Annotated in this window: 15 protein-coding genes; 14 read left to right on the top strand and 1 reads right to left on the bottom strand. The window is 68.1% G+C overall.

The genetic code is table 11. The features are described 5' to 3' along the window. Nucleotides 1-15 precede the first annotated feature (15 nt). The 10 genes from WCZ84_RS09155 to WCZ84_RS09110 all read left to right on the top strand — a co-directional run bounded on the left by WCZ84_RS09155 (nucleotide 16) and on the right by WCZ84_RS09110 (nucleotide 13,133). On the top strand, nucleotides 16-1,212 hold the full coding sequence (locus WCZ84_RS09155; RefSeq protein WP_372685966.1) for an MFS transporter: 1,197 nt from the start codon (nucleotides 16-18) through the stop codon (nucleotides 1,210-1,212). 105 nt (nucleotides 1,213-1,317) lie between these two features. After that, complete coding sequence (gene ssb / locus WCZ84_RS09150) at nucleotides 1,318-1,794, top strand: single-stranded DNA-binding protein (RefSeq protein WP_372685965.1); 477 nt, start codon at nucleotides 1,318-1,320, stop codon at nucleotides 1,792-1,794. 13 nt (nucleotides 1,795-1,807) lie between these two features. Beyond that, complete coding sequence (gene ubiA / locus WCZ84_RS09145) at nucleotides 1,808-2,752, top strand: 4-hydroxybenzoate octaprenyltransferase (RefSeq protein WP_372685973.1); 945 nt, start codon at nucleotides 1,808-1,810, stop codon at nucleotides 2,750-2,752. A 101-nt stretch (nucleotides 2,753-2,853) separates the two neighbouring features. Continuing rightward, nucleotides 2,854-4,464, top strand: a complete 1,611-nt coding sequence (locus WCZ84_RS09140) for a GMC family oxidoreductase (protein ID WP_372685964.1) — start codon at nucleotides 2,854-2,856, stop codon at nucleotides 4,462-4,464. Nucleotides 4,465-4,494: 30 nt separating this feature from the next. After that, entirely contained in the window at nucleotides 4,495-5,781 is a 1,287-nt protein-coding gene (locus WCZ84_RS09135; protein WP_372685963.1) for a putative Na+/H+ antiporter, read from the top strand. Nucleotides 5,782-5,811: 30 nt separating this feature from the next. Continuing rightward, nucleotides 5,812-6,450, top strand: coding sequence for a DUF502 domain-containing protein (locus WCZ84_RS09130; protein WP_372685962.1), 639 nt, complete (start codon nucleotides 5,812-5,814; stop codon nucleotides 6,448-6,450). Beyond that, a complete protein-coding gene (aspS, locus tag WCZ84_RS09125) occupies nucleotides 6,447-8,240 on the top strand; it encodes an aspartate--tRNA ligase (protein WP_372685961.1) in 1,794 nt (597 codons plus the stop codon). Before WCZ84_RS09130 ends, aspS begins: the two co-directional genes overlap by 4 nt. A gap of 9 nt (nucleotides 8,241-8,249) precedes the next feature. Next, nucleotides 8,250-9,101: an endonuclease/exonuclease/phosphatase family protein gene (locus tag WCZ84_RS09120; protein WP_372685960.1), complete on the top strand. Its 852-nt coding sequence runs from the start codon at nucleotides 8,250-8,252 to the stop codon at nucleotides 9,099-9,101. Between the two features lie 97 nt (nucleotides 9,102-9,198). After that, entirely contained in the window at nucleotides 9,199-10,104 is a 906-nt protein-coding gene (gene rpoH, locus WCZ84_RS09115) for an RNA polymerase sigma factor RpoH (RefSeq protein WP_372685959.1), read from the top strand. Between the two features lie 368 nt (nucleotides 10,105-10,472). Next, entirely contained in the window at nucleotides 10,473-13,133 is a 2,661-nt protein-coding gene (locus WCZ84_RS09110; protein WP_372685958.1) for a cation:proton antiporter, read from the top strand. Nucleotides 13,134-13,199: 66 nt separating this feature from the next. Here the strand turns inward: WCZ84_RS09110 and WCZ84_RS09105 are convergent, their stop codons facing one another. Next, nucleotides 13,200-13,817, bottom strand: coding sequence for an SCO family protein (locus tag WCZ84_RS09105; protein ID WP_372685957.1), 618 nt, complete (start codon nucleotides 13,815-13,817; stop codon nucleotides 13,200-13,202). Nucleotides 13,818-14,053: 236 nt separating this feature from the next. Between WCZ84_RS09105 and WCZ84_RS09100 the strand changes: the two genes are divergently transcribed. From WCZ84_RS09100 to WCZ84_RS09085, 4 genes are all read left to right on the top strand, one after another. Beyond that, nucleotides 14,054-14,887: an NUDIX domain-containing protein gene (locus WCZ84_RS09100; protein WP_372685956.1), complete on the top strand. Its 834-nt coding sequence runs from the start codon at nucleotides 14,054-14,056 to the stop codon at nucleotides 14,885-14,887. An 85-nt stretch (nucleotides 14,888-14,972) separates the two neighbouring features. Then, complete coding sequence (locus WCZ84_RS09095) at nucleotides 14,973-15,728, top strand: PhaM family polyhydroxyalkanoate granule multifunctional regulatory protein (RefSeq protein ID WP_372685955.1); 756 nt, start codon at nucleotides 14,973-14,975, stop codon at nucleotides 15,726-15,728. Nucleotides 15,729-15,731: 3 nt separating this feature from the next. Continuing rightward, entirely contained in the window at nucleotides 15,732-17,099 is a 1,368-nt protein-coding gene (glmU, locus tag WCZ84_RS09090) for a bifunctional UDP-N-acetylglucosamine diphosphorylase/glucosamine-1-phosphate N-acetyltransferase GlmU (RefSeq protein WP_372685954.1), read from the top strand. A gap of 17 nt (nucleotides 17,100-17,116) precedes the next feature. After that, nucleotides 17,117-17,978: glycosyltransferase family 4 protein (locus WCZ84_RS09085; protein ID WP_372685953.1), on the top strand; the 862-nt coding region annotated here is incomplete at its 3' end.

Below are 17,978 nucleotides of genomic sequence, written 5' to 3'. Positions count from 1 at the left end.
CTATGGCGTGCGCACATGGCCCGTTCTTCCTCCTCCTCTCCGGCCTTGCGGCTGACTCCGCTCGAGCGGCGCAGCAGCATCTCGCTGGCGCTGCTGTTTGCTACGCGCATGCTGGGCCTGTTCCTGCTCACCCCCATCTTCGCGGTGGCCGCCCAGACGCTGGTGGGCGGCCACGACCCGGTGCGGGTGGGGCTGGCGCTGGGGGCCTACGGGCTGACCCAGGCCATCATGCAGATCCCGCTGGGCATGGCGTCCGACCGCTACGGGCGCCGGCCGGTCATCGTCTTCGGCATGCTGCTGTTCGTGCTGGGCGGCGTCCTGTGCGCGCTCACCAACGACGTCGACTGGGTCACGGTGGGGCGCATCATCCAGGGCCTGGGCGCGGTATCGGCGGCGATCACCGCCTGGATCGCGGATGCCACCCGCCCCGAGGTCCGCACGCGCGCCATGGCCATGGTGGGCGGGTCGATCGGCATCTCGTTCGCCTTGTCGCTGGTGCTCTCGCCCATGCTGGTCGGGGCCTTCGGCCTGTCCGGCCTGTTCTGGGCGATCAGCCTGCTGGGCTTCGTGTGCCTGCTCATCGCCATGTTTTTCGTGCCCGCCGTGCCGCGCTCCGAGGCCGACATCGTGCAGGCCTCCGCGCACGACGTGCTGGCCCACCGCGATCTGCTGCGCCTGAATTTCGGGGTGTTCTGCCTGCATTTCATCCTGATGGCGCTGTTCATGGTGACCCCGGGCCTGCTGGGGCGGCTGGGCGACTACAACTCGGCCAGCCTCTGGAAAGTCTACTTGCCGGTCATCCTGCTGTCGTTCGTCTTCATGGTGCCGGCGGTCTTCTACACCGAAACGCGCAAGGTGCACAAATACGCGCTCGAATGGGCGGTGCTGGGGCTGGCCGTGGTGATGGGGGTGCTGCCCTGGATCTCGGGCTGGTTCTGGCCGGTGGCGGCGGCGCTGGTGGGTTTTTTCGTGGCCTTCAACATCCTCGAGGCGCTGCAGCCGTCGCTGGTCTCGCACGTGGCGCCACCCAGCTACAAGGGGCTGGCGCTGGGCTTCTACAACACGGCCCAGTCGCTGGGGGTGTTCGCCGGCAGCCTGGCGGGGGGGATGCTGGTGCGTGCCAGCGGGCCGTCCATGGTGTTCTGGGTGTGCGCCATGCTGGCCGTGGTCTGGCTGTACACGGCGCGCGGCTTCAAAGACGTGCGCTTGTAGCGGAAAACCCGCCTGGGCGATAATGTCCGTTTATGCCTTCCTGATGGGGCCCGGCGTACCGCCACGGGCATAATCGGGCTTCATCCTTCACGCACAGGAACCACCATGGCCTCAGTCAACAAAGTCATACTCGTCGGCAACCTCGGGCGCGACCCCGAAGTCCGCTACAGCCCCGATGGTGCCGCCATCTGCAACCTGGCGCTGGCCACCTCCAGCCAGTGGAAAGACAAGTCCACGGGCGAGCGGCGCGAAGAAACCGAATGGCACCGCGTCGTGCTGTTCAACCGGCTGGCCGAAATCGCCGGCGAATACCTGCGCAAAGGCCGCGCCGTCTACATCGAGGGGCGCCTGCGCACCCGCAAGTGGCAAGACAAGGAAACCGGCGCCGATCGCTACAGCACCGAAATCGTGGCCGACCAGATGCAAATGCTGGGCGGGCGCGACAGCGCCGATACGGACGACGGCTTCGACCAGGCGCCGGCCCGCCGGCCCGCCGCGCCGCGCCCGGCCCAGCAGGCCCGCCCGGCCGCGCCGGCCGCCGCCGCAGACCTGTCCGACATGGATGACGACATCCCGTTCTAGGCAGGCGGCCCGGATGGTCGATGCATCGTCCGCGGCGCGCCTGCGCCCCGATCTCTCCGACATGCACCCCGATGACTGGGTGGCGCGCTGGCTGCCGCCCGCATGGGGGCCGTATGCCCGCCTGTGCCGGCTCGACCGGCCGGTCGGCACCTGGCTGACGCTGTTGCCGGCGCTGGCCGCGCTGGTGCAGGCGGCCGACGGCTGGCCCACGCTGTGGCGCGTGGCCGTGTTTTCGCTCGGGGCGCTGCTGATGCGCTGCGTGGGGTGCTGTTTCAACGATATCTTCGACCGCGATTTCGACCACCAGGTCGAGCGCACCCGGTTTCGGCCGCTGACCAGCGGGCAGATCAGCCTGCGCGCGGCGCTGTGGTTCGTGCTGGCGCAGCTGCTGGTGTGCGCGCTGCTGCTGTTCGCCATCAACGCGCCCAGCCGCTGGCTGGCCCTGCTGCTGGTGCCGCTGGTCATCCTATATCCCCTGTGCAAGCGCTTTACGTACTGGCCGCAGGCCGTGCTGGGGGCGGCCTTCAACTGGGGCATGCTGATAGCCTGGACCGACACGCGCGAGGCCTTGCCGTGGCCGGCGCTGGCCATGTGGGTCGGCGCCATCCTGTGGCAGATCGGCTATGACGCGATCTACGGCTACATCGATCTGCGCGATGACCTGCGCCTGGGCCTGAAATCCGTCACCATGCGCTTCGGCGATCAGGGCAAGCCCTGGATCAGCGCCATGTACGGGCTTACCATCGTATTGTGGGCGCTGGCGGGCTGGGGCATGGGCATGGATGCGCCCTACTACGTCGTGCTGGGCGTGATCGCCGTGCATTTCGTGTGGCAGGCGGGGTATTTCGACGTGCGCCACCCCGAGCGCGGGCTGCGGCTGTTTCGCTCGAACATGCAGGTGGGGGTGCTGATGGTCGTGGCGGCGTTGGCAGGGACGGTGCTGCGCCCCTGGCTGTAGTAGACTGGCTTGCAACAAAACAGAAAGGCTGCCCGTGCGTGCGCCTTCGGCCTGGCCCCCGGGCCTGGGTGCAGACGCGCGGCGCCCAAGGGAGACCGATCATGCCCGAGGCCACGTCCGGCGCCAGCGCGCTCGATTTCGACTATGTCATCGTGGGCGCCGGCTCGGCTGGCTGCCTGCTGGCCAACCGCCTGTCGCGCAATCACCGGGTGCTGCTGCTCGAGGCCGGCGGGCCAGACGACTGGCGCTGGATCCACATTCCGGTGGGCTACCTGTATTGCATCGGCAACCCGCGCACCGACTGGTGCTACCGCACCCAGGCCGATCCGGGCCTGAACGGGCGCTCGCTGGGCTATCCGCGCGGGCGCGTGCTGGGGGGCTCGTCTTCCATCAACGGCATGCTCTACCTGCGCGGCCAGGCGGCCGATTACGACGGCTGGGCGGCGCTGGGCAACGACGGCTGGGCCTGGAACGACGTCCTGCCGCTGTTTACGGCGGTCGAAGACCATCATGCCGGGGCCGGCGAATTCCACGGCGCCTCGGGCACCTGGCGGGTCGAGCAACAACGGCTGCACTGGGACGTGCTCGATGCCTTTCGTGCCGCGGCCGAGCAGGCGGGCATCCCGCGCACCGACGACTTCAACCGGGGCGACAACTTCGGCTGCAACTACTTCGAGGTCAACCAGCGGCGCGGGGTGCGCTGGAACGCCGCCAAGGCCTTCTTGCACCCGATCATGGGGCGCGACCAGCTCAAGGTCATGACGCATGCGCAGGTGGGCCGCATCCTGTTCGAGGGCCGGCGGGCCGCGGGGGTCGAGTTCACCCACGATGGCCAGCGCCTTCAGGCCCGGGTACGGCGCGAGCTCATCCTGGCGGCGGGCGCCATCGGTTCGCCGCAGCTGCTGCAGGTCTCGGGGGTGGGGCCCGGTGCGCACCTGCAGGCCCTGGGCATCCCGGTGGTGCACGACCTCCCCGGCGTGGGCGAAAACTTGCAGGACCACCTGCAGCTGCGCATGATTTTCCGCTTGCGCGGGGCGCGCACGCTCAATACCCTGGCCAATGCCTGGTGGGGCAAGGCCTGGATGGGCCTGCAGTATCTGCTGTGGCGCAGCGGGCCGCTGTCCATGGCGCCGTCGCAGCTGGGCGCATTCGCCTATTCGGATGCGGCCCAGGCCCGCCCCAATCTCGAATACCACGTGCAGCCGCTGTCGCTCGACAAATTCGGCGACCCCCTGCACAGGTTTCCGGCCATGACGGCGTCGGTCTGCAACCTGCAGCCCGAAAGCCGCGGGCACGTGCGCGCGCTCAGCCCCGACTTCTCCGATCCACCCGAAATCCTGTGCAACTATCTCGGCACGCCGCATGATCGCGCGGTGGCGGCCGACGCCCTGCGCCTGACGCGCACCATCATGGCCCAGCCGGCGCTGGCCCGGTACAGCCCCGACGAATACCTGCCGGGCGCCGCGGCGCAGGGGCAAGAAGCCCTCGAGGCGGCGGCGGGCGATATCGGCACCACGATTTTCCATCCGGTGGGCACATGTAAAATGGGCGTCGATTCGCAGGCCGTGGTCGATCCCCAGCTGCGGGTCTGCGGGCTCGAGGGCCTGCGTGTCATCGATGCCTCGATCATGCCGCGCATCACCTCGGGGAACACCAATTCGCCCACGATCATGATCGCCGAAAAGGGCGCGCGCATGATCCTGGCCTCCTGACGCTTCATCGTTACCCCCCAGGACCCGAATATGGTCAGTCACACCGAAGTCGTGGCAACAGCTCTTTTTGCCATCGCCATCGTCCACACGTTCTCCGTTCCTGTCTTCGCCCGCCTGGCCAACAAAGGGGGGCCGCACGCCGGCCTGTGGCATTTGCTGTCCGAAGTCGAGGCGGTGTTCGGTGTCTGGGCCTGCGCGCTGTTCGTCTGGATGGCGCTGACCCTCGGGCTCGAGGGCGCCGTCAAGTACCTCGAAACCCGCAATTTCACCGAACCGGCCTTCGTGTTCGTGATCATGGTGGTGGCGGCCAGCCGCCCCATCATCGAGCTGGTGCAGGGGGTGGTCGACATCGTCTCGCGCTGGATCCCGGTGCGTCACGAACTCTCACGCTTCTTCGTGGTCATGACGCTGGTGCCGCTGTCGGGGTCGCTGATCACCGAACCCGCCGCCATGACGCTGGCCGCGCTGCTGCTGCGCGATGCCTACTTCCGGCGCCCCGGGCAGGACGGCTTCAAGTACCTGGCCATCGGCGTGCTGTTCGTGAACATCTCGATCGGCGGGGTGCTCACGGCCTACGCGGCGCCGCCGGTGCTCATGGTGGCCCACACCTTCGGCTGGGACACGGCCTTCATGGCCACCCATTTCGGCTGGCGCGCGGTGCTGGCGGTAGGGCTCAACAGCCTGGTGCTTACCATCATCTGCCGGCCGTTCCTGGTCGAGGGCTCGATCGGCAGGCCCCACCACGAAGACGAATCCACCGCCCGGCGCCGGCCCATGTCGCCGGTGGTCATGCTGGTGCACGTGCTGTTCCTGCTGGCGGTGGTTCTGGCATCGCACCACATGACGATCTTTCTGGCCCTGCTGGTGCTGTTCATCGGCTACGCCCATGCCTACAAGCGCTATCAGTCGCCCCTGCTGCTGCGCGAAGGGTTGATGGTGGGCTTCTTCCTGGCCGGCCTGGTGGTGCTCGGCGGGCTGCAGCAGTGGTGGCTGCAGGATCTGCTGGCGGGCCTGTCGCCCTACGTGCTGTATGTCGGGGCCACGGCGCTCACGGCCGTCACCGACAATGCCGCGCTTACTTATCTGGGCTCGCTGGTCGAGGGCACCGATGAACTCTGGCGCTACATGCTGGTGGCGGGCGCGGTCACGGGCGGCGGCCTGACGGTGATCGCCAATGCGCCGAACCCGGCCGGCTTCTCGCTGCTCAAGGGCTGCTTCGCGCATGGTACGATTTCGCCCTTGAAGCTGCTGGGGGCGGCTGCGGTGCCCACGCTGGTGGCTGCTATCATGTTCCTCTTGCCCGGCGCCTTTTCCTAGGGGGCGGGCTCTTGTGCCTGCACTTGCACCATGCGCTTTCTGAAACGCTATTTCATGACCGGCCTGCTGATCTGGCTGCCGCTGGTGGCCACCATCTGGGTGTTGGCCATGCTGGCCCGCACGCTGGTCTCGCTGGTGCCTGCGTTCCTGTCGCCCGAGGCGCTGTTCGGGGTGGACATCCCCGGGTTCGAACTGGCCCTGGTGCTGGTGGTGGTGTTCCTGACCGGGCTGGTCTTCGCCAATTTCATCGGCCGGGCCCTGCTCGCACGCTGGGAAGCCCTGCTCAGCCACATCCCGCTGGTGCGCTCGATCTATCACTCGGTCAAGCAGGTGGGCGACACGGTATTCGCCCCGGGTGGCCAGGCCTTTCGCGAGGCGGTGCTGGTGCAGTATCCGCGCGAAGGCCTATGGACCATCGGGTTTATCACCGGGGTGCCCTGCGAACAGGCGGCCGCGCACCTGCCGGGCGACTACGTCAGCATTTATGTGCCCACGACCCCGAACCCCACGTCGGGTTTCTTCCTGATGCTGCCGCGCACCGACGTGCGCCTGCTCGACATGTCGGTCGAGACGGCCCTGAAATACATCATCTCCATGGGCGTGGTGGCGCCGCCTTCGGTGGCGGCCCCCGCTTCTCCAGACATTCTTCCGACACGGAGCCTTACTTGAACCGTACCTGCTATACCGGCGAGGTTTCCACGCAATACCTCGACCAGACCGTCACGCTGTTTGGCTGGGTGCACCGGCGCCGCGATCACGGCGGCGTGATTTTCATCGACCTGCGCGACCGCGCGGGCCTGGCCCAGGTGGTGGTGGATCCCGATACCCCCCAGGTGTTCGCCCTGGCCGAGCGCATCCGCAACGAATACTGCCTGCGCATCACCGGCCGGGTGCGCCGCCGCCCCGAAGGCACGCACAACCCCGAGCTCACTTCGGGCGAAGTCGAGATCCTGTGCCAGGATCTCGAGATCCTCAACCCCTCGGTCACGCCGCCCTTCCAGCTGGATGACGACAATCTGTCCGAGACCACGCGCCTGACGCACCGGGTGCTCGACCTGCGCCGCCCGCAGATGCAGCGCAACCTGATGCTGCGCTACCGGGTGGCCATGGCGGTGCGCCAGTATCTGGATGCCCAGGGCTTCATCGACATCGAGACCCCGATGCTCACGCGCAGCACCCCCGAGGGCGCGCGCGACTACCTGGTCCCGTCGCGGGTGAACCCGGGCGAATTCTTCGCCCTGCCGCAATCGCCGCAACTGTTCAAGCAGCTGCTGATGGTGGCGGGGTTCGACCGCTATTACCAGATCACCAAGTGCTTCCGCGACGAAGATCTGCGCGCCGACCGGCAGCCCGAGTTCACGCAGATCGACTGCGAAATCTCGTTCCTGGACGAGACCCGGATCCGCACGCTCTTCGAAGATATGGTGCGCGACGTCTATCGCCAGGTGCTCGGGGTCGAGCTGCCGGATCCATTCCCGGTCATGAGCTGGGCCCAGGCCATGCAGCGCTTTGGTTCCGACAAGCCCGACCTGCGCGTGCGGCTCGAGCTCACCGACGTGGCCGACCTGATGCGCGACGTCGATTTCAAGGTTTTTGCCGGCCCGGCCAATGATCCCGGCTGCCGCGTGGTGGCCATGCGCGTACCGGGCGGGGCCCGCCTGCCGCGCAGCGATATCGACGCCTATACGAAGTTCGTGGGCATTTACGGTGCGCGCGGCCTGGCCTACATCAAGGTCAATGCCGCGGCCGACATTCCGGCCGGGCTGCAGTCGCCCATCGTCAAGAATATCCACGAGTCCGCGCTGCGGGCGCTGATCGAGCGCACCGGCGCGCAGGATGGCGACCTGATCTTCTTTGGCGCAGACCGGGCCAAAGTGGTCAACGACGCCCTGGGGGCCTTGCGCGTGAAACTCGGGCAAAGCGATTTCGGCCGCGAGCACGGCCTGTTCGAAGCCGGCTGGCGGCCGCTGTGGGTGGTCGATTTCCCCATGTTCGAGTACGACGAGGCCGAAGGCCGTTATACGGCGGCGCATCATCCGTTCACCAGCCCGAAGGACGGCCACGAAGACCTGCTCGAGTCCAATCCCGGGCAGGCGCTGGCCAAGGCCTACGATATGGTCATGAATGGCTGGGAAATCGGCGGCGGCTCCGAACGCATCCATCGGGCCGACGTCCAGAGCAAGGTGTTCCGCGCCCTGCACATCGATGACGAAGAAGCCCAGCAGAAATTCGGCTTCCTGCTCGATGCCCTGCGGTACGGGGCGCCACCCCATGGCGGCCTGGCCTTTGGGCTGGATCGCCTGGTCACCCTGATGGCGGGGGCCGACTCGATCCGCGACGTGATCGCGTTTCCCAAGACGCAGCGCGCCCAAGATTTGCTCACGCATGCGCCCGCGCCGGTCGACGAAAAACAGCTGCGCGAGCTGCACATCCGGCTGCGCCAGATCGAAACGGCATAGGTGGGGGGTGTGTCGGGCATACGTGTCGTCAGCTACAACATTCACAAGGGGCGCTCGGCCACCGGTGGGCGCGAGTCCCTGGCCGATCTGCGCCTGGGCCTGTACGGCCTGCGCCCCGACCTGCTGTTCCTGCAAGAGGTCCAGGGGCGCAACCAGGCGCAGGTCAGCCTGGATGCGCAGCACGAGTCGCTGGCGGCCGCGTTGCACATGGAGGCCGCGTACGGCTGCAATGCGGTACGCGCCGCCACCGATCACGGCAATGCGCTGCTCTCGCGCTATCCTATCCTCAGTTTCGAAAACCAGGACATCTCCGATCACCGGCTCGAGCAGCGCGGCCTGCTGCATGCGGTGGTCGAGATGAACGGCGTGCCGGTGCATTGCCTGGTGGTGCACCTGGGGCTGCTCGCCGGCGGGCGGGTGCGCCAGGTCGAGGCGCTGGTGGATCGCATCCGGCGTCTGGTGCCCGACCCCGAGCCGCTGCTGATTGCCGGCGACTTCAACGACTGGAGCAACCGTCTGGCGCCGTTGTTCGTCGAGCAGCTGGGCCTGGTCGAAGTGTTTTCCGCCGCCCCGCAAGGGGTGGACGAGGTCTACCGCCTGCGCCATACGGTGGCGCGCCTGCGCCAGCGCCTGCCCTGGACGGCCGATGCCGCCTTGCGGGCCACGCCCGAACTGGCTTTTCATGGCCAGGCCCGCACGACCCCGCCGCCGCGCACCTTTCCCGCCATGTTTCCGTGGCTGCGGCTCGATCGCATCTATCAGCGCGGCTTTGCCGTACGCAAGGCGCGGGTGCTGCACGGTCTGCCCTGGAAGCAGCTGTCGGATCATGCACCGCTGGTGGCCGATCTCGAACTGCCCTGACCGGGCCGGTTCCGTCATCGCGGAACTCTCAGAAAAGTTGGCACTCTAACCATTAGAGTGCTAATATCATGGAAAACCCTGAATAGGCCCCAGCCACATGACATCAAAACCGACCACCACGGCCCTGGTGCCGTCGCAGCTGTCGCTGGCCATCGCCAATCCGGCAGCGCTGGGCACCATCGAAGCCTACATCGCGGCAGTCAACCGGCTGCCGCTGCTCTCGGCCGAACAAGAGGCCGACCTCGGCCATCGCTTGCACGACCACAATGATCTCGACGCCGCGCGCGACCTGATCCTGTCGCACCTGCGCCTGGTCGTGTCCGTCGCCCGCCAGTATCTGGGCTACGGCCTGCCCCATGCCGATCTCATCCAAGAAGGCAACATCGGCCTCATGAAGGCCGTGCGCCGCTTCGACCCCAACCGCGGGGTGCGCCTGGTGTCGTTTGCGGTGCACTGGATCCGCGCCGAAATCCACGAGTACGTGGTGCGCAACTGGCGCCTGGTCAAGGTGGCCACCACCAAGGCGCAGCGCAAGCTGTTCTTCAACCTGCGCCGCATGCGCCCGGATGGCACCAGCCTCGCACCGGATCAGGTGGCCGACATTGCCCGCGAACTCGACGTGCGCCCCGAAGACGTGGCCGAGATGGAAGTGCGCATGTCCGGGGGCGACTGCGCCCTGGATGCTCCGGTCGATGCCGAAGACCAGTACGCGCCCTCTGCCTGGCTGTCGGATCCCGCCCAGGAGCCGGCCCAGGTGCTGGCCCGCCAGCAGATGGACACGCTGCAGGGCGAAGGCCTGCAGAACGCGCTGGCGACGCTGGATGCGCGCTCTCAGCACATCGTGCGGGCGCGCTGGCTGGCCGACGGCAAGGCGGCCACGCTGCACGAACTGGCGGCAGAGTACGGGATATCGGCCGAGCGGGTGCGGCAGGTCGAGGCCGCGGCGCTCAAGAAACTGCGGCTCGCACTGGAAGACCAGGCGCCCGATTTCCAGGCCGCCTGACTCCCAAGCCGCCTGACGCCTCGCCGGCCCATTCGCCGGCCGGGCTCATCACAAGACCCCACGCGCCACGGCATGCTCCCGGGCTGCCGGCCCAGGCGCGCGCGAACCCGGTCGATCTGGTCCTTTTTTCGAAGTTACAAAAAGTTTCAATTCGGCGTGTGCCGACGTTGAACTTTTTTCTTTGCGCCGCATTTCATTCCTCATCTCTGACGTGTCAGGTGCCTCTTTCGCCCGCTTCTACCCTTTCCCCTCTTATATGGAAGCGGACGACTTGAGGGATGCCTTTACCGGCATCCCTTTTTTTTAACCATGGATCCGCTATTCTTGAGGCTGTATCCGCCTCAACCATTGCTGCATCGGATCCACCCATGAAAATCGGCCTGCTGGTCTTCGGCCTCGCAGGGCTGCTGGCCCTCATCTCGTTCATGCCGCCGCTCGCCGGCCGCCTGCGCCTGCCTTATTCTGTGCTGCTTGCGGTGGTCGGTTTCGTGCTGGGCGTCGTCATTCACGTGCACGGCTGGGCACCGGGCGTGGTGGGGGATTTCCTCGATACCCTGCAGCATTTCGAGGTCTCGTCCGAGACCTTCCTGTTCGTCTTTCTGCCCGTCCTGCTGTTCGAGACGGCGCTGGCCACGAATATCCGGCGGCTCATGGACGACATCAGCCCCATTCTGGTGATGGCGGTGGTGGCGGTGGTGGTGTGCACGGTTATGGTGGGCATGTCGCTGTCGGCGATCTCATCCTATGGGCTGGTGGCCTGCCTGATGCTGGGGGCCATCGTGGCGACCACGGATCCGGGCGCGGTGGTGAGCATATTCCGCGAAGTCGGGGCGCCGCGGCGGCTGACCAATCTGGTCGAGGGCGAGGCCCTGTTCAACGACGCGGCATCGATCGCCCTGTATACGGTGCTGGTGGCGGCGCTGATCGACGGTTCGCCCATTTCCGAGCTGACGATATTCAAGGATTTCCTGGTTTCGTTCCTGGGCGGCGGGCTGATGGGCTTCGTCATGGGCGCCGGGACGACGATGCTGTTTCGCTGGCTGCGGGGCTGGCCGGCCGCCGAAATCACGCTCACCGTGGCGCTGGCCTATCTGGCCTTTTTCATTTCCGAATATTATCTGGACGTCTCCGGCGTCGTCGCCACGGTGATCGCCGGCCTGGTGGTGGGGTCGAACGGGCGCACGCGCATGTCGCCGACCACGTTCGAGCAGCTGGAAGGCGCCTGGGGGCAGTTCGGTTTCTGGGCCAATTCGCTGATCTTTCTGCTGGCCGCCATGCTGATCCCGCGCATGATGGCCGAGATCACGTGGCTGGAGGTGCTGCTCATCCTGGTGCTGTATGCGGTCACCATGGCGGCGCGGGCCCTGGTGGTGTTCGGCCTGCTGCCAATCATGGGCCGCCTGCGCCTGAGCACGCAGGTCAGCCCGGCCTACCGCACGGTGATGCTGGCCGGCGGGCTGCGCGGGGCCGTGTCGCTGGCGCTGGCACTGGCCGTGACCGAGCAGGCCGCCATCCCCCACGAAGATCGCCAGTTCATCGCCGTGGCCACGACGGGCTTCGTGCTCCTGACGCTGTTCGTCAATGGCATGAGCCTGCGCGCGCTGATCACGCGGCTGGGCCTGAATCAGCTCAACCCGGTCGATCGCGCGTTGCGCGATCAGGCCCAGGTGGTCGAGCTCGAGGCCCTGCGCGACAAGATCGACGAAGTCGCACGCAACGAGCACCTCGAGGCGCCGGTGCTCAAGCGCCTGCATGCCGTCTTCGATGCCAGCCAGGCCAGCGTCGATGCAACGCAGGTGCATCAGCTCACCCAAGAAGAAAAAGTCGCCGTGGGCATGGGGATCCTGGCCGGCCGCGAAGAAGAGCTCTATTTCGAGAATCTCAAGCAACAGCTCATGGGCTGGCGCACGGCCGAGGCGCTGTTGTCGCGGGCCGAGCGCCTGAGCGATGCGGTGCGCGCCCGGGGCCTGGCGGGGTTCGAGGCGGCGTTGGCGGCGGACCTGCAATATTCGCTCAGCCTGCGTCTGGCGATGCGGCTGCATCACCTGACGGGCTGGCAGTTCTGGCTGGTGCGCGCGCTCACGCGGCGCTTCAACCTGCTGATGGCCAAGTGGTCGGTGGCGCACCGCCTGATTTCGTTTGCGCGCGGCGATGTGCAGCCGCTGCTGGGCGAGGCGGTCACCGACATTATCGTAGACGCGCACCAGCGCCGGCTCGATCAGCTCGAAGAGGCTTTGCAGGCGTTGGTGCTGCAGTATCCACGCTATGCCCAGACCGCACAAGAGGCGTACCTGGCGCGCATGGCGCGCACGCTCGAGCGCCTGCGCTATCGCGACATGCTGAGCCAGAATCTGATCAGCGGCGAGACCTATGCAGACCTGATCCATCAGGTCGAGGCCCGCTGGGGGCCGCTCGAACGGTTCGGCCGCCTGGACATCACGCTCAGCCCCGAAGCGCTGGTGGCGCGGGTCTCGTTCTTCGAGGGGCTGGACGAAGCCACGCGCCGGGCCATCGCCAAGGCGCTCAAGGCGCGGCTGGCGCTGCCCGGGCAGGCGATCGTGCCGCGGGTGCGGCGCAGCCGCGCCATGGTGATCGTGGCTTCGGGGGCCGTGCTGCTGGACCTGCCCGATGGCACCACGGCCGAGCTGGGCAGCGGCCAGATCTTCGGCGAAATCGCGCTGATGATGAACCGCGACTTCGAGGCGCGCGCGCGGTCGCTGGGCTACAGCCGCCTGCTGATGCTGCCCGAGGCCGATTTCCAGCGCCTGCAGGCCCAGTTTCCGGTGCTGCGCGAGCGCATCGAAACGGTGGTGCGCCAGCGGCTGCGGGCGGTCGAGGTCTGGGAAGAGTTCGAGCGCGGCGAGCGCCACCACGAGCCGCTGCCCGATCTGCAGCCGGCGCTGGCGGCCGCCCCATCGGCAAGCGGCGATCCATCGCCGGACGCCGGGTCATTATCGGACGCCGAGCCATTGTCGGAGGCCGGACCATTGCCAGGCGCCGAGCCATTGCCCGGTACCGATCCGTCCTGAGCGGGCCGGCCGGCGCCCCCGTTCACCCGGATGGCGCGCGGGGCGCCGGCCGTGGGCTGCGCAGGTTCAGGCGGCGTCGAGCAGCAGGCGGATGTCGTGGGCCATGTCTTCCGGGGTGAGCGATGGGCCCAGCAGGGCCCGTGGCTGGCCGTTCTGGTCGAGCAGGTAGAAGGCCGCCGAGTGGTTCATGGCGTAGTGGTTGGGGCTGGGGCCGGGCTCTTTGGCATAGAACGCCTTGAACGAGCGGGCGGTCTTGTCGAGCTGCTCGGGGGTGCCGGTCAGCCCCATGAAGCGGGGGTCGAAGAGCTCGACGTAGGCCTGGAGGATTTCGGGCGTGTCGCGTGCCGGGTCGACCGAGATCATCACCACCTGGACGTGGCTGGCCTGATCGCCCAGCAGCTCCATGGCCTGGCTGATTTCCAGCATGGCGGTGGGGCAGACGTCTGGGCACTGCGTGTAGCCAAAGAACACCAGCAGCACCTTGCCCTTGAAATCGGCCAGGGTGCGCATGTGGCCCTGGGTGTCGGGCATGGCCAGGTCCTGGCCCAGGCCACTGCCGGTGATGTCGTTGCCTTCGAATGGCAGGGGTTCGGGATCCTGAGAGCAGGCGGCCAGGGCCGGGTACAGGGTCAGGGCGGCCAGCGTGCCCAGGAAATGACGGCGGCGGATGGTAAAGGGATTCATGGTGTTCAGCGTGAAATGCGATCATCGGCCAAGGTGGCCGGCCCCGGTGCGCGATGGGGCCCGGGATGGCCCGGGCGATGTACGGTTCCAGGGATGTCCGGTTCCAGTGTACTTGAAGTCGCCGCACCGGATGGCGCGTTCGGGGCCCGGGCGGGCATCCCGGGCGGGCAGGGGCCGCCGGCCCGAACAGGGGCCGCCGTTCAAGGCAGCGATCGCCATTCCATTACAATGCCGGGATGCCGTCCACAGCTCTTCTTCCAGACCCTGCTCATCTGCTGGCGTGCAGGGCGCGCCTCAATCATCAGGCCCAGCAATTGCCGCCTGCGGGCGCCCGGCCGGTCACTCTGGCGGGTCGGGTCGGGGGCTGGATCACACCCGCCGCCCAGGCGGCCGTGGCCGGCCTGCCCGGGGTGCACGTCGAGCCCGAGGCGGTGCACGTCACGGCGGGCGCCCGCCGCAGTCTGGACACCGTGCTCGAGCACATGGCCCAGGCGCTGAACCAGGCCGGCCTGATTCGCGCCTGGCGCAATGAATCGCTCGACGTGGTGGCCGAAGGCCAGCGGCTGGCGTGCATCGAGCGCGGGGCCATGCGGCCGCTGGGCCTGCTGACGCAGTCCGTGCACCTGAATGCCTGGGCGCCGGACGGCCGCCTGTGGGTGGCGCGTCGCGCGCTCGACAAAAGTACCGATCCGGGCCTCTGGGACACGCTCTCGGGCGGGCTGGTCGCGGCGGGCGAGACGTGCGCCACGGCTTTGCTGCGCGAAACCTACGAAGAAGCGGGCCTGCCGGCCATGATGCTGGACGGGTGCGGCCCCTTGCGCACCGTGCTGCGCATGCATCGCCGCCTGCCGGATGGCTATCAGGTCGAGAACGTGCTGCTGGCCGATTGCGTGCTGCCCGCCGGGGTCGTGCCGGTGAACCAGGACGGCGAGGTGATCGAGTTCCGCTGCCTGGATCTGGCCGGTTTGTGGTCCTGTCTGGAGGGTGGGGTCTTCACGCTGGAGGCCGAGTTGTGCATACTGGACTCTTTGCAGCGACGGCTGGCCGATCCGGTCGCGCAGGCGTCCTGAACAGCCAGCCGGGTGCCGGCGGCGCCACAGCGGGTGGTGCCGGCGGCTGTCAGACATATCGGCAATGCCCAGGGAGGCAAACATCATGGCTCAAGAAACAGGCAATCCTTTCGTGCTGCCCGGTCTCGGGCAGGTAGGCGATGCGGCGGGCAATCCGCTGTTTGCAGGGCTCGACATGATGCGTCAGGCCTGGCAGAACATGGCGGGCCTGCCGGGTACCGGCAAGCCGGCGGGCGGCGGAGCCGGCGCCTTGCCCACCCTGTCGGTCGACGAACTCGACCAGCGCATCCGCGAGCTGCAGACCGTGCACAATTGGCTGCAGCTCAACGCCGGCATGCTGGCCAGCACCATCCAGGGGCTGGAAATCCAGCGCAGCACCTTGCAGACGTTCCAGTCATTTGCGGATCAGACCCTGGCGTCCATGGCCGGCCTGCAGTCGGCGGCCGCCGCCGGGCCCGCCGAGCCCGCGTCCAGCGCGTCGCCAGATGGGGCGGCGCAGGCGGCCGAAGGCGCTTCGGCGGATGCCCCGACATCGGCGCAAGAGGCCGGCCGTGTCTACGCCGAAGCCGCAGGCGAGTGGTGGCGCATGGTGCAGCAGCAGTTCGAACAGCTGGCTCAGGCCACGGCGGCCAGCCTGCAAGAGGCCGCCGAGGGTCCGGCGGCCGACGCTGGGGCCGGCGGCGAAAACCCGCCGGCGGCCAAACCCGCGGCAGCCGCCAGGGCGGGCGGCAAGGCCCGCACGAAAACCGGTGCCAAAGCGACCGGGGCCACAGAAGCCACGGCCCGCTCCGGTACCCAGGGGCGCAAGGGGGCGGCGCCGACCCGTTCGACAGGCGGCTGATCGATGCTCAATATTGTGATTCTGGCTGCCGGGCAAGGTACGCGCATGCGGTCTGCGCAGCCCAAGGTGTTGCATGCCATTGCCGGCGAACCCATGCTGGCCCACGTGCTGCGCGCAGCGCGCGCGCTGGCGCCCGAGCGGATCGTGGTCGTCGTGGGGCATGGCGCCGAACAGGTGCAGCAGGCATTTGCCGGCCAGGGGCTGCAGTTTGCGCTGCAACAGCCGCAACAGGGCACGGGGCATGCGGTCATGCAGGCCATGCCGTTGCTCCAGGGCGGCGCGGACGACGCGTGCCTGGTCTTGTATGGCGACGTCCCGCTGGTCCAGCCCGCCACCTTGCAGGCCTTGTTGCAGGCGCGGGGCCTGGGCGGGCTGGCCCTGCTGACCGAAACCCTGGCCGACCCGGCCGGTTATGGCCGCATCGTGCGGGATGGCCGGGGCCGGATCGTCCGCATCGTGGAACACAAGGACGCCACGCCCCAGGAACAGGCCCTGCGCGAAGTGAATACCGGCATCCTGGCGGCGCCGCTCGAGCCCCTGCGGCGTTGGCTGGGGCGCCTGAGCAACGACAACGCGCAGGCCGAATACTACCTGACCGATGTGGTGGGCCTGGCGGTGGCCGATGGCGTAGCCGTGTCCCACGCGCAGCCGGCCGCGTCCTGGGAGACCCTGGGGGTGAACAGCCGCGCGCAGCAGGCGGAACTCGAGCGGATCTGGCAAGGGGTGCAGGCGCAGCGTCTGCTCGAACAAGGCGTGAGCCTGGCCGATCCGGCCCGCCTGGACGTGCGCGGCACGCTGCATTGCGGGCGCGACGTCCACATCGACGTGGGCTGTGTGTTCGAGGGCGCGGTGCGCCTGGCCGACGGGGTGCGGGTCGGGCCGTATTGCGTGCTGCGCGATGCCGACATCGGCGCGGCCACGGCGATCGAGGCCTTCAGCCACATCGAGGGGGCGCGGGTGGCGGATGCCGCCCGCATCGGCCCCTATGCACGGCTGCGTCCGGGGGCCGACGTCGGCCCCGAAGCCCACGTGGGCAACTTCGTCGAACTCAAGCAGACGCGCCTGGGCAGGGGTTCTAAGGCCAATCACCTCGCCTACCTGGGCGATGCCCGGATCGGCGAGCGGGTCAACGTGGGGGCCGGCACCATCACCTGCAACTACGACGGCGTCAACAAGTTCCAGACGGTGATCGAAGACGATGCCTTCATCGGTTCGGACACGCAGCTGGTGGCGCCCGTGCGGGTCGGGGCCGGGGCCACCTTGGGGGCCGGTACGACGCTGGTGCGGGATGCGCCCGCCGGTCAGCTGACCCTGTCGCGGGCGCCCCAGGAAACGATCCCGGGCTGGTCGCGGCCCAAGCGCAAGCCCTGAATCCCCGAAGCCCTGAAGTGCGCATTCTGCACCTGAATCTCGAAAAAGGCTGGCGCGGCGGCGAACGCCAGACCCTGCTGACCTTGCAGGGGCTGCAGGCTCGCGGGCATGCCGTGGCCCTGGCGGCCCGTGCCGGCGGCCCGCTGGCCGAGCGCGCGCAGGCGGCCGGTGTGCCGGTCCTGGCCTGCCCGGGTGTGGGCACGCTGGCCTGGCAGCTGCTGTTGCGCCGCCGCGGCTTCGACATCCTGCATGCCCAGACGGCGCAGGCCATGAGCGTGCTGGCCGTGATGTGCCCGCTGTTGCCGGCGCAGACCGTGTTTACCCGGCGTACCGCATTCGAGGCCGTGGGGGCCGCCCAGCGCCATCGCTGGAAGTGGTCGCGCGTGGATGCGCTGGTGGCGATCAGCGAAGCCAGCGCGCTGGCGCCGCGCGCGCTGGCCCTGCCGGTGTCCGTCATCCCCAGCGCCGTGGAGCCCCTGCCCGTGGATCCCGCCCGGGTACGGGCCCTGCAGGCCCGCCTCGGGCTGGATGGACGGTCCGTGCTGGTCACGGCCGCTGCCCTGACGCCCGAAAAAGATCCCTGCCTGCTGATCGAGGCCGTGGCCCTGGCCCGGCGCACGCACCCCGAACTGATCTGCCTGCATTTTGGCGCGGATGGGTCGGCGGCACCGGCCGCCCGCGCGCGCATCCAGGCGCTGGCGCTGTCAGCAGACTATGTCTTGATGGGCTTCGAGGCGCAGATGGGGGATGCGCTGGCGCTGGGCCATCTGTATGCCAGCAGTTCGCGCGCCGAGGCCCTGGGCAGCAGTGTCCTGGACGCCTGCCTGGCGGGCCTGCCCGTGGTGGCCACCGAGGTGGGCGGACACGTGGAGTCGCTGG

Origin of the sequence: Castellaniella sp., from assembly GCF_041675725.1 — a bacterium.
GTDB lineage: Bacteria > Pseudomonadota > Gammaproteobacteria > Burkholderiales > Burkholderiaceae_B > Castellaniella.
The sequence above is the reverse complement of the archived record's forward strand: the minus strand, read 5'-3'. Positions and strand labels throughout refer to the sequence as shown.